Here is a 13,035-nt window from a genome sequence, read left to right as displayed (position 1 = left end):
ATGTATGGCTGGCGTTCCCCCTGCTCCGTTATCCCTCTTGCACGGCGCCGCCGCATGGCAAAAAGGCCATCCGGCAGCTTGCTCCGAATGACCTTTTTCCTCTGTGCGGCCGTATCTCTTCTCTGAACGCTCGGACCCTATCCGACCGCTTGTCTCGGGGAAAGCCGAGACGAGGGCTTCCTTATTCGTTGCTTCTTCGTGACTAATGAAGCCCTCTATCCGTCCGGGGAAGGATACCCTAAACCTAAACCGCATGAATGGCAGGCCACTTCAGCTCGACTCCGGCCGCGGTCAGCCGGGCTTGGAAGGCGGCTAACAGCTCCCGGCTGTCGCGGACCTCGCGGGGCTTAACGCCTTGCTCCAGGCAGAAGGCTGCCAAATGGCCCGCCGATTCCCCGATGTTCCACTCGACGGGATGCAGCCGGTAGCAGCCGTTCGTGATATGCGTGGTGCCGATGTTTTTGCCGGCTGGCAGCAAATTGTTGACCCGTACCGGCAGCAGGCTGCCCAGCGGGATCTGGAACGGGTAGCAGGAAACGTCGATATACGTCCGCAGCCCTGTGCTCGGATGCAGATCGATCCGGTAGCAGCCGATGCCGACCGAATCGAAATAATCGGCCGCTTTCCCGTCCGTCCGGCATTCCGTGCCCAAATCCTGCTCGACTACCGTATAGACGGCGCGGATTCGGCGCGACTCGCGGATATAGGGACTTTGGGCAAGTCCGTCCTCCGTGCCGACGACGTCCGCACGCAGACGCAGGCCGGGATATCCCTTTCCGCCGTCCGGACGGGGGGCCTCCGTCTGCATCCAGTACAGCAGAGACAAGCTCAGCTGCTTGGCGTTCTCCAGATGGCGCGCCCGCTCCTCAGGGGACACATCGATGATCGGTCCCAGCCAGTAATCGTTCTGCGGCCAGTTCACCAGCGTAATGTCGCTGGCGTAGACGCCATCCGCATATTGCGAACGATCGGCGATCCGGCGGTATACCCAGAGCGAAAACGACTTGCCGTCCGGGAACAGGCTGTAGCGGATCGGCTCCAGCGTATGCGGAACCAGTCCGGCCCAGCTCAGCTGCTGGTCCGGCCAGAAGTCCGCCTTGTATTGCTTCCAGAATTCATATTGCGCGGGCTTCGCGATCGTATGATCCTCGCCTTCGATATAGTCCATGGCGAAGCAGTAGGTGATCGCCTGCATATCGGCCGGGTCGGCTTCGCCATCCCGCGCGTGAGGCTCCCCGGTTTCCGCACGCGCTTCCGCGCCGGTCACATACTCCACGCCTGCCAGCGGAAGCACATCGCCCTCTTCCGTCGCGTCGAGAAAATACGGGGCTATCAGCGTGATCTCGCCGCCGTCCTCCGTCCCGGCTTTCCTGACCGTAACCGAGACGACGTCGTCGCCGGATGTCTCGGCGGATACGGCCGCATAGCCGTACAGAATCCGAACCCGGCCGCTGTGTACATAAGGGGCCAGCATCTCGTGCAGCACGGCAAGCGCCGTTCTGGGCTCATGGCTGATGCGGCTGACGATCGCATTGCCCGGGTTAAACGGCTGATGCGGGTCGACCGTATCCGCAATCGGCATGGTCCGCCTGTAATAGTCGCGGACGCCCTGCCGAAACCGGCGGTACGACGCCGTGCAGCCGAACTGTTCAATCCACGGATGCTCATCGGGAGGAACCGCCTGACTTGTCAGCTGGCCTCCGATCCAATCCGTCTGCTCGGTCATGATAACCGTCTTGCCTGACTGTGCCGCAGCCAGAGCTGCCGCGCAGCCCCCGGTGCCTCCTCCGATAATGGCAAGCTCCGCATACATCCGTGTAGCCATGGGCCTCTCTCCTTCAATGTCTATTTCTTTATATGGTTGAATACCGATGTTAGTCGAATATCGATTCATCCAGCAAGCCCAGCAGCAGTCCCACCGGAATCATCGCGTTCGTCCAGCCGCTCTCCATGCAGTAAGGGCCCCAGCCCGTGTCTCCGTTGTTGCCGAAATATTCTCCCAGCTCCAGCGCAAAGGCGCGCATCCAGCCCCCGTCATAGCGGGGGTCCCCGCTCGTCAGCTGAATCCGGCACAGGAAGGCCGCAAGCTCCCGGTACCAGCTTTTGTAACTCTCGTCGCCGGTCGACTTCCAGGCTTCCCATACGTTCATCAGCAGGAAATTGTTCGTGTACAGCTGATCGGCGATTCCTTCTCCATTATGGATAAAAACTCCCGCATCCTCCAGACCGAACCGGTCGGGATCGGGATTGTCGGCTTCCTGTACCGCGCCGGAGCTGTGCTTGTGGGCGAGCAAATATTCCGCAACCTGCTTCAGGCCTTCTCCCAGCTCCCCGCTGTCGTCGAAGCGCTGCAGGTAAGCAAGCGGCAGCATAAATCTGCCGTAGCCCGAGGTATGGCTGTACATGAGCCAGAACTCATCCCGCCGCCGCAGCAGCTCCTTGCTCCCCTTGACTGCCGTCTCCAGATAGGCGGAATCCCCCGTCACCAGATAAGCCTGGATGAATGCGGTATGCGCGATGCTTTCGAAATGCGGGTTCAAGCTCGGCTCCAGCTCCAGCGCCGCCCGCTCCCGGCCCAGCTCCTGAAGCTGAGGCCCGAGCATCAGCTTGTGCCGAAGGCCGGTCGGATGCTGCGTCGCCAGCATCGCCTCCGCCACGAGCAGTCCCCTGCGCTTGTATTCCTCTACGCCGGTCTTGCGATACAAGTACAACAGAGCCAGACAGACCCAGGCATTATCGTCGGTAAACATCTGATAGGGCTGCTCGTCCGGGAACTGATACCACTTGAAGAACCCGTATGACGGAGAGCTCGGGTCCAGCTCCTGGTACCCGCCCTGGAACAGAAACTCCAGCAGGGCGTGCGACCTGCGAACCCATTCCTCCTGCCCGCTGTAGCGGCCGTACAGATAAAACATCAGGGCCGCGTGCGCATGACAGTCCGGCCGGAAATCCCGCGACACTTCCCCTGTCACCGAGTGAATATTTTCATACAAGCCTCCAGAGCCGTCAGCCTCCGGCAGCATGCCGGAGCGTAGAAACCACTGCGCGCTCTTATGGGCAGCCTCGGCCGCCGACTCCTCGCCCGACAAGGCGACCGGCGGCTCCCACAGCTCGAACGGGATGCCCGTTCTGGCCGCCAGTCCCCGGACGACGCTCGCCCAGCGGCTGTAGGGGCGCAGCGGGGCAGCGGCCGCGGAGCCGAACAGCGAGAACGCTGCGAAGGCGACAAGCCCCTCTCCCAGCGGACGCACGCTTAGAGCCGGGCACACCTTCACGCCCTCCGCTTCAGCCGACACATGGGTGTCTCTGAAAGGGCCAAGCTCCAGCAGCACCTCCGCATCCACGGGGAAGCCGAGAGCGAACGCACCGTCCCACTCCAGTATGCTGCCCGGAGGCAAGCCGCAGCTGTTCGCGGCCGTCGTCCGCAGCTTCTCCAGCGTCCGCCGGGACTTGCGGAAGTCCTGCTTCCAGCCAAGGAGGCGCGAGCTGGGGAAATCAAACGCGCCGATAAGCTCTGCGTAAAGCTTGCCTCCCCGCTTCACATAATGCCACAGCGCATGGGATTCTTCGGCCGTCAGCACCGTCTCCTCATCCAGTGATCCCGAGCCGATCAGTAGCACGGCATCGTATTCCTCAAGCTTCGCAGCCCCCAGCCCGGTCAGGGGCAGGCATTGCGCCCCCTTGACAGCTTCCCGCTTCAGCGGGGTATGTGAAAATACGGCAATTTTCATTCCTAGTCCCTCCACCTTCGTAATTAACGCCGCAGCTGCAGTCGCATCCACAGCGGTCCGTCTACGCCTGCAAATGAAGCTGTGCGGCATCAATGCGTCCCTCAAGCGGCTTGCCCGCCAAGAGACGTTCCCATTCGTCCGTTATGAACTCTCCGATGCCAAGCAAGCCGTTGTTCACAGCTCCGGCGATATGACCGGTGAGCACCACGTTCGGCAGCGTCCGGAAGGGGTGGTCCGATCCGGCTGCTCGTCTTAACGATAGAAAACCTCCAACACATTGACCAGCATCTGCGCGCTCTCTGCGCGGGTGGCTTGATCGGCAGGAGACAGCCGTGCTTCACCCTTGCCCTGCATCCAACCGCGCGCTGCGGCAATCCCGATAGCCCGCTCCGCCCATTCGCTGATTGCGGATTGATCTTCATAGCCGGACAGCTCCCCAGGCTCATCCAATGCCTCATAGGAAGCCTCCCAAGCCCGGACCAGCATCACAGCCATCTGCTCGCGGGTGATAAGGCCATCCGGATCGAAACGGCCGGCTTCCACTCCGTTGACGATTCCCGCCCGTATACCGGCCTGAACGGCCGGATAGAACCAATCGCTGGCCGATACGTCGTCGAATGCGCTCTCTTCCCCCGACCCCGCCAAGTCGCCAAGCTCGAAGGCCCGGCTCAGCATCGTGACAAACTGGGCCCGCGTCAGCTTCTCCTCCGGCGCGAACGCTGTGTCCGAGATGCCGTCCAGCACATGCTTGGCGCTTAGCGTGCGGATGGCGTCGCTCCCCCAGTAAGCAGCCGGTACGTCCTCGTACTTGCGGTCATAAGACAGCAGGCCATAGCTGCCGGGTTCCGATATGCCGGCTTCCAGCTTATCGCCGCTGCGCATGCCTCCGACATAATGAACGGCGCCGTCGGCGGCGATCCGATAAATACCCAGCAGACTGGCATCGGTCCGGCTGCCGATCTGCAGCTGCAGTCCGATCCGCCCGTTCAGCTCATCGAACGATGCCCTCTGCCCGTCTGCCGTCGCCACAAACAGTCCCAGCCGGAACGGTTCGCCGATCAGCCGAATGTCAGCTGTCGCCGCTTGGGAGGCGGCTTGCCTGTCTATTCCCGCGCGTTCGCTTTCACTCCACGGCTCCACTTGCAGCACGAGCTGCGCGTCCTGCCGTTCGGCCGCTGCGAGCTGTCCGGACAAACTCTGGATCAGAGCTCCGGGGACGAGCAGCCTCAGGCCGCCCCTTGCCATCTCCAGGGCGTCGGCCTGACGCTCGGCCACGGCCGCCACCGGCAGGCGAAGCTCCCGCGTATCCGGCTTAAGCGTCAGCTCCAGCTTGCCGTCCTGCAGCTTCAGCTGGGCTTCGGACACGATCTCGACCCCACCTTTGGCATCGCCTCCGCCAACTGGGGGCACGGGAACATTGCCATTGCCATTGCCATTGCCATTGCCATTTCCGTTGCCATTCCCGCTGCCATTGCCATTCCCGCTGCCATCTCCACTGCCTGGAGAATCGTCAGAGGAGCCCGGTTCGCTCGGATCATCCGGATTGCCGGGGCCTTCCGGGTCCGTCGGTTCCTCTGGCCCGGGCTCACCGGGTCCGCCCGGCTCTCCGCTTGGCAGCACCGTGATGGCAGCTGTGGCGCTTTTGCCCTCATATACAGCGGTCAGCACTGTCGAGCCGCTGCGGATACCCGCGATCTCCAAGCCCTGCACTCGGACCAAGTCGGGATGGGCCGCGCTCAATTCGACTCCGGCCGTCAGCGCTACACGCTCCGGTTGGCCTTCATACATGCCGTATACGGACGCAGTTACGGTTTGCCCGATTTGAAGCTGGGCAGCCGGCAGCTCCAGTCCGATCGACGCCAGCGCTGCGGGCTGCTGCGGCTCAGCCTTCACCTGGATAGCGGCGACAGCCTCAAGCGGTCCGTATACCGCCTTGACGACGGCCGTTCCTTCCGCAAGAGCGGTTAGGGTCGTCCCGGATACGACGGCGACCGTTTCGTTGTCCACGCTGAACAAGGCATGCGGCGTGACGTCATACACCCAGGGACCAAATGCCCCCTTCGCATGCAGCTGCTGTGTCCCGCCCGGTTTCATGCCCTGCGGAGCCGGAGACAGCAGGAGAGCGGACAACGGGTGAACCGTGACTTCCGGCAGCCTGACGCTTTCACTTCGGCCAAGCCCCGGGATATAAGCATATATCGTATAAGCATGCTTGCCGGCGACAGGAGCGGGCACGCTTACGGTTAACGGGCTGTCCAGGCCCGCGCCGCTGGCGGCGGCTACCGGACGGCCGCTGCCGTCCTCCACCACGATCGAGGCTCCCGCCGTTGCGCTTACCGTCCAATCCACACGGTCGCCCTCTGCAGCATGGGCCGCCGGAACGCTGTGAACCCGCATCGCTACATGCTCGGCGGGAGATACGCTTGTCGTTACCTGAACATTGTCGAAATAAGCTTGAGCCACGTAATTGGACCCATTGCTGCTAATCAAAATGATTCGCATATGCGTAGCCCCAGCCTGAGCCTTCGTCGTCAGCGAAAACGTCTCCCACCGGTTGTTCGGCCCGGAGGATTCGACGCTCATCCCTGCAACAGGGGCAATCTCCTTGCCGCTCGCATTGTAATAGCGGACCTGCAAGAACGGACGGTTGGAGCCGCGTCCCGGCGGCGTACCCTGGCGGTAGACATCGGCCGTCACCGTATAGGACCTGCCCTCGATGACCGGAATCAGCTCGGAGTCTGCAGCAGGAGAAATCCCGCCCGCAGCCGCATCGTTATCGAAGATGAACAGGCTGTTCTCGCCATCCTTCTTCATAACCTGGGAAATATTCGCATACGCGGCCGTAGTGTAGCTGGCCGCGTTCCGAAGCGTCCATCCGGGAATCGTTCCGTCCGCGTTCACCCGCTCGAAGCCGGGGTTCGTCACGGGCAGCGCTTGGGTGACCGGACCGGTCGGCGGAGCGCCGGCCGGCATCAGCCTGCTGACCTCCACCCGGTCGAAATACGAGATCCCCGACCAGCTCAAGGAGCAGAACAGCACCATCCGGGCAGTCGCGGCTCCCGCCGGAGCGATCGCGCTGAACTCGACCGTTTTCCAGCCGCCGAGCGGGCCCGTATGATAGACGGCCGGAGCCGGCGTCATTTTAATCTCCGCGCCGTCGGCGTCATAAAATCGCATAGCGGCGATCGTCCGGCCGCGCTCCAGATAGATGTCCGCCTTGGCCGTATATTCGGCTCCGGGCTCGGCGGGAAAAGGAAGCGACATAACGCCGGTTTCGGCCTTATCCGAACTATCGGCGATTTTCAGACTGCGCTGGCCATCGCTTGCCCGGTCTCCGCTCACCTCATAGTAGGCAATGGGGCTGGAGCTGCCGACCCTCTCCCAGCCCGGGATGGTGCCGTCGGCGTTCACCTGCTCGAAGCCGCCGTTCAATACGGGAATCTTCACCGGCTCATAGACAGGCGGAAGCTCCTTCGATACTGTGATCCTCTTCAGCATATCTGCTTCGCTGTAGTAAAGATGGCCGTCCGGCCCCAGCTCCATCAGGTTGGTCTTGGTGCCGGGCACGATGTAATGCGCCATAGTCTTCGGATCGACTGCTACGATTTTACCTCCGAGCGTGGTGTACAAAATGCCTTCATCATCCCAATGCAGCTTGACCGGAACCCAGAGATGATCGAAATTCCAGTCCGTCGGAATGATCTCCTTCTGCTTGACAACCTGAAGCGTGTCCGGGTTCCAGGCAAAAATCGTCCCATAAGCGGCTCCCCACAGCAGTCCGTCGGGACCGAAGCTTAATCCCCCGATGGCCTTGGGCTTCACGCCGCTCGCCTGCCGGATATCGGGCGTAAAGACAGCAATCCGCTGCTTGGCTGCGACATCCCAGACAAACATCCGGGCCTCGGCTTGTGCCGGGTCGATGCCTAGTCCTCCCCAGACGGATGTCGAGCCGTAAAGCTTGCCGTCGCGGTAAGCGAGGCCGATGATGCTTTGATCCGGCACAATGCCTGAAAACGACTCCCAATCTGCGCCGTCATAGACGGTAAGCGAGCCTCCCAGCTTGCCGAGCTTCGGAATCGTGCCGACATACAGCTTGCCCCCGCCGGCGGTCATCGCGAACGGACGGTCCTGATCAGCGCCGATCTGGTGAATTTTGCCGGGATTAACTCCGTCCTGAAGCGGCTTGGCCGGGTCCAGGCGATACATCTGAGCGCCCGGGTATTCGCCGAAAATTACGTGCCCGTTATAAGAGGCGATGCCTTCGGCCTGGCCCATCTGGAACAGCTCTTTGTGCCCTGTCCCGATATTGTAGCGGGCTCCCTTGGTCCCCTGATAGCCCGTGCTGTACAGCAGACCGTCCGGTCCGAACGCCAGCGATTGGATCGATACCGGCGTGCCCGATACGACGGACGGCTGCGAGGTGACCGAGCCTTCCTCAAAGTTAACGATAGCCAGCGCGCCGCCGAACATGATCGTCACCAGCGATTTGCCCGGCTTGCCGGGGACATCCATCCATGCGCTGTTGCGCAGATAGGTCGTGAATGCAAGGCCGGTGGGTGCAATAGCCTCCGTAGCCAGGTCGAATGTATAGAACTGATCGTTCGCCGGGAAATACACTTTGCCGTCCAGCTCAGGAGATACATACAGACCGCGATAGCCCGATATGACCGTATCCAGCCACTGCTGGTCCTCAAGATCATAGATCAGCAGGGAGTTGGGCGTTGAGCTCATCATGACGAATAAATAAGAGCCGACGACGTTCAACGCATAGACCATCGGAGCCTGATTCGGATCGAAGACGGAATTGGCGGGAAACGATATTTCCGTTTTGCTTTCATCCGCCGGATTGATTTTGTACAGCTTGCCTAGCGAGCCCGAGCCCGCATAGAGAAACCCGTTATAGTAGGCGACCGACTTGGCGTATTCGGCCTGCGGGTGGAGCTTTTCGGCGAACACCGAGATTTTGCCGGCCGCAGGATCGTACTTGAACGGCTTGCCTATCGGATAGCCGCCGCCGTAGACGACATCATGCTCATCGACGACCAGGTTGTACAGCATCGAAGCGCCGGGTACGTCGCCGAGCGCCTTCACCTGCTTGGTGGCGGGAGAGTACATATACAAATTGCCTCCGGCTGCCGTGTAGACCTGACCCCGGGAGTCGACGACATGTCCCCACGACTGAGTGCCGCCGGCTAGCGGATATTCGCGCAGCACTTTATTCGTCGCCAGCTCGATAACGCTGAAGATGGCGGCATGCACGGCCGACCCCGTAGACGTTGTGTACACAACCGGCTTGCCGTCCTCTACCCCATAAGCGCTGTTCATCGTGCTGGGCGCCGTCACCATCGTACCGAGCTGCTCGGGGGCCGAGAAGGATCTGGGCACCACATCGGCTGCGGCAGCCGATGCCCCGGAGGAAGGAAGAGCCGGCACAGCGGAGGCCGCAACCAGCGCCGATACGAGTACAGCGGATAACATTCGTTTACATTTATGGTAAGCGCTTTCTAACATCATCAGTCACACCTTTCTCGCTTAAGAAATTGGCAGCACATCTGGAATCCAAACCCGGACATGTAGAAAGATTCACTCGGAGGAGAATAAGTAACCAGCCCCTTATTGGTTCATATGTAGTTCTTATAATATATAAAAAATAGTATCACGACAACGATTTTTTAGTCAATCATGTGATATGTGGTATGAAAAATTTTTGGGAGGGGAGTCCATACAGTAATGAAATACCGCTCCTTTTCCCCGCGTACGCCCCACTGCCGCGGCATCGACGTCTGTAAAGGAGCTAAGCTCCCTTTTCTATGAAGTATGCAAAAAAACCGGCCGCCTGGGGCGACCGATTTAGAGCCAATCATCTGTTATTCCGTTACATAGAAGTCACCTGAGCGTCCGCAAGCTGTTTGTTAAAAACGTGAATCAGCTCCTCGGTGTCGACCAATTTGGAAAAATACTGCTCCTGGCAATCGCCCAGCAGCTCTATCTCTTTGATGGTGAGCTGAAGGCGGTCGTGTGTCGTGAAGTGAGGAATCATCTCACGGTAAATTTCCAGACGCGACGGCGTCTGGAGTGCCTCGGGGCGTTCCAGCTCCGCAATCCACTTGTTGGCAGGCAAGGTGAAGGTCTGGCGCCGGATGAGCGACTGCACTTCCTCGGAAGTCAGGAAATCGATAAAGCGCTGCGCCGCCTCTTTGCGCGGGGACTGCGCATTCAGCGCTATGCCTGTACACAAAAGCAGCGTATCCCTGTTCTTGAACTTCGGCAGCTGCGCGATGTCGAAGGGGAAGCCCGCATCCGCCAACTGATTAAGCCGGTAGTAGGTCGTCAAGATCACCGATACTTTCTGCTGCTTGAACAGCTGCTCCACATCATGCAGACCGAACGACATGACGAGCGGAAACAGCCCTTCCTCGTGTATAAGATCCCGGATGACAGGCAATGAATCCAGCATGGCCGGGTCTTCCGGGCGGATCATACCGTCACCGTCACGCCCGCGTACGAAGCGCGCTTCGTTCTGCAGCAGGAATATCGGCCAACGGTTCGTGGACGACAAATGGAAAAACAAGCCGTACCGGTTCGGGCCGGCCAATCTGCGGAGAGCTTCGCGCAAATCCTGCCACGTCCAGCTGCTGTCCGGTTCGAACACTCTGTTTTCCCGAAAATGGTTCTGGTTGTAGCAGAGAATGACCGGGGAGAAAATAAAGGGCTTGACGGCAAGCCTGCCCTTCCCGTCCGGGAAAAGCCCGTTCAAAAAATCATATGTCTCCGGATGGGCCGTGAGCGGCTCGAGCAGCTCAAGCAGTCCACGGTCGCGGAAGTGCAGGTAATCAGGATGATTGAGCGTCACAGCGTCAATGACGCCGAGCTGGAGCAGCTGCCGGATCTTGTCAGGCGAATAATACGAGATTTCCAGCGCTTCGACCTGAATGTGAGGATGGCGCTCCTGAAACAGCTCGATCAGCCGCTTGAGCTTCACCTCTTCGTACAATGATGGATACAGCCCCAGGCGAATGACCGTCCGCTCGCGCTGCGGCGCCACCTGGGTACCCACACGCGGAATTTTGACAATCAAGCCTTCTTCGACCAGCTTCTCCAGCGCCAGCCGGACCGAGTTTTTGCTCAACTGGAATTCCTGCGCCAATGCCGTCTCTGCAGGAATGAAGTCGCCAGGCTTCAACGATTTGTCCGCCACTTTCGTCCGGATATGAGCCAGGAGCTGATTGGATCTATATTGGAACGTCTTGCGGTCTATTTTAGGCATGAACAGCCCCCCTTTACCCTCTTCCGATTGCCATCCTGTCTCTTACTATTATAGGCGACCGGCAGGGCCGCACAAGCGAAACTGCTTATTTCGGCAAATAATGGGGGCGGCTGCCGTTTATCCGGACCCTGCCTACGGGTAATAGTAGCTCAATCCCATACATAAAGCTGCCGGGAAGATATTCTCGAAATGGGGTCAGGAGGCTGAACAAAATGGCGCATAATCATACGATGATGCAATTTTTCGAATGGCATGTAGAAGCGGACGGAAGCCACTGGCGGAGGCTGAAGGACCTCGCGCCCGAGCTCAAAAAACAGGGCATCGACTCGGTCTGGATCCCTCCCGTGACGAAAAGCTACACCCAGGATGACACGGGCTACAGCGTATACGATCTGTACGATCTGGGCGAGTTCGACCAGAAGGGGGGCGTGCGCACCAAGTACGGCACCAAAGAGGAGCTGCACGAGGCTATCGCCGCCTGCAAGGAACAAGGACTCGCCGTATACGTGGATGTAGTCATGAACCATAAGGCCGGGGCCGATGAGACGGAAACGTTCCAGGTCATCGAAGTGAACGGAGAGGACCGGACGGAGGAAATTTCCGAGCCGTTCGAGATCGAGGGATGGACCCGGTTTACATTTCCCGGAAGGGACGGGCGGTATTCCTCCTTTCAGTGGAACTTCGAGCACTTCAACGGCACCGACTACGATGCCAAAGAGGATCGGACCGGCGTATTTCGCATCGTCGGCGAAAACAAGCATTGGAATCAAAATGTCGATCATGAATTCGGCAATTATGATTATCTCATGTTCGCCAATATCGACTACAGCAATGAAACTGTGCAGAAAGAGATGATCGCCTGGGGCAAATGGCTGGCGAACACGCTGGCATGCGACGGCTTCCGGCTGGACGCCATCAAGCATATCAATCACGAATTTATCAAGGCGTTCGCCGCCGAGGTGGTGCGAGAGCGCGGGGATGATTTTTATATCGTGGGCGAATTCTGGAACCCGGAGCTAAGCGCCTGCCAGCGGTTTCTGGACACGGTCGACTATCGCATCGATCTCTTCGACGTCTCCCTCCACTACAAGCTGCATGAAGCCTCCCGGGCGGGAGCCGACTTCGACTTGCGGACGATCTTCGACGACACGCTTGTCCAGTCGCATCCGTCCCATGCGGTCACCTTCGTTGACAACCATGATTCCCAGCCCCACGAAGCGCTGGAGTCTTGGGTAGAGGACGGCTTCAAGCAAAGCGCTTATGCCCTCATCCTGCTGCGGCAAGGCGGCTACCCTTGCGTGTTCTACGGCGATTACTTCGGCATCGGCGGAGAGCATCCGATCGAGGGGAAGAAGATAGCCATCGACCCGCTGCTGTATGCGCGGCGGTACAAAGCGTATGGCGAGCAGGAAGACTACTTCGATCATCCCAATACGATCGGCTGGGTGCGCCGCGGCCTCCCCGAGATCCCGCGCTCCGGCTGTGCGGTTGTTATCACGAATGGTGATGAAGGGGACAAGCGGATGTATGTGGGCGAGGAGCGCGCCGGTGAAATATGGGTCGATCTGACGAATACGCGGGACGACCGGATTGAAATCGAGGAGGACGGCTTTGCCTGCTTCCCGGTGAATGCAGGCAGCGTCTCCGTCTGGGCGCTTCCGGATGAGGATGTAGAGCCGGCTTGATGATATATGATCTACATAAGATCCAGAACATGCAGAACCCGAGGAAAATAGGATAAAGAGTTCAGACAACCGCCGAGTATGGAGGAATGCCGGCGGTTTTTGAGCTTTGCGAAAAAGGCTGATCTAACGTCAACTCGACAATCGACAAACATCAATAAAAACCAAGCAAATAATTGTCGTTTATCATCACTTTATCATTACTTATCAACAATAAACAGCAGATAGCCATTAAAATAACGAAAATAAGCAAAGCATTTACTTTAATAATAAAAATTAAAATCAACAAACAACATAAAAAGACAGCAATACGTTGACAAACGAAAAACCAAGTGCCATAATCATACCTATCGCT

General features: G+C 59.0%; 6 protein-coding genes. 1 reads left to right on the top strand and 5 read right to left on the bottom strand.

Features of this window, described 5'->3' with window-relative positions; translation table 11 throughout:
- Positions 1-244: 244 nt before the first annotated feature.
- The 5 genes from BLR08_RS12330 to BLR08_RS12315 all read right to left on the bottom strand — a co-directional run bounded on the left by BLR08_RS12330 (position 245) and on the right by BLR08_RS12315 (position 10,998).
- Positions 245-1,825: an FAD-dependent oxidoreductase gene (locus BLR08_RS12330; RefSeq protein WP_072329520.1), complete on the bottom strand. Its 1,581-nt coding sequence runs from the start codon at positions 1,823-1,825 to the stop codon at positions 245-247.
- 49 nt (positions 1,826-1,874) lie between these two features.
- Positions 1,875-3,731 (bottom strand): glycoside hydrolase family 88 protein, encoded by a 1,857-nt coding sequence (locus BLR08_RS12325; RefSeq protein WP_072329519.1) that lies wholly within the window; start codon positions 3,729-3,731, stop codon positions 1,875-1,877.
- 61 nt (positions 3,732-3,792) lie between these two features.
- Positions 3,793-3,939, bottom strand: a complete 147-nt coding sequence (locus BLR08_RS31105; RefSeq protein WP_176835503.1) for a hypothetical protein — start codon at positions 3,937-3,939, stop codon at positions 3,793-3,795.
- Between the two features lie 44 nt (positions 3,940-3,983).
- The gene (locus BLR08_RS12320; protein WP_090586099.1) at positions 3,984-9,245 is read right to left on the bottom strand and encodes an S-layer homology domain-containing protein; all 5,262 of its coding nucleotides are present in this window, start codon (positions 9,243-9,245) and stop codon (positions 3,984-3,986) included.
- Positions 9,246-9,606: 361 nt separating this feature from the next.
- Positions 9,607-10,998 carry an extracellular solute-binding protein gene (locus tag BLR08_RS12315; protein WP_072329517.1) on the bottom strand — a complete coding sequence of 464 codons (1,392 nt, stop codon included), beginning with the start codon at positions 10,996-10,998 and terminating at the stop codon, positions 9,607-9,609.
- A gap of 212 nt (positions 10,999-11,210) precedes the next feature.
- On the opposite strand from BLR08_RS12315, the gene BLR08_RS12310 reads away from it, so the two are divergent.
- Positions 11,211-12,683, top strand: coding sequence for an alpha-amylase (locus BLR08_RS12310; protein ID WP_072329516.1), 1,473 nt, complete (start codon positions 11,211-11,213; stop codon positions 12,681-12,683).
- Positions 12,684-13,035: the final 352 nt, after the last annotated feature.

Source organism: Paenibacillus sp. cl123 (assembly GCF_900101595.1).
Taxonomy (GTDB): domain Bacteria; phylum Bacillota; class Bacilli; order Paenibacillales; family NBRC-103111; genus Paenibacillus_G.
The sequence above is the reverse complement of the archived record's forward strand: the minus strand, read 5'-3'. Positions and strand labels throughout refer to the sequence as shown.

Excerpts from the sequence above, each read along its gene's own strand:
- BLR08_RS12330 (WP_072329520.1), bottom strand. The coding sequence starts at position 1,825 with ATGGCTACACGGATGTATGCGGAGCTTGCCATTATCGGAGGAGGCACC.
- BLR08_RS12325 (WP_072329519.1), bottom strand. The coding sequence starts at position 3,731 with ATGAAAATTGCCGTATTTTCACATACCCCGCTGAAGCGGGAAGCTGTC.
- BLR08_RS12320 (WP_090586099.1), bottom strand. The coding sequence starts at position 9,245 with ATGATGTTAGAAAGCGCTTACCATAAATGTAAACGAATGTTATCCGCT.
- BLR08_RS12315 (WP_072329517.1), bottom strand. The coding sequence starts at position 10,998 with ATGCCTAAAATAGACCGCAAGACGTTCCAATATAGATCCAATCAGCTC.
- BLR08_RS12310 (WP_072329516.1), top strand. The coding sequence starts at position 11,211 with ATGGCGCATAATCATACGATGATGCAATTTTTCGAATGGCATGTAGAA.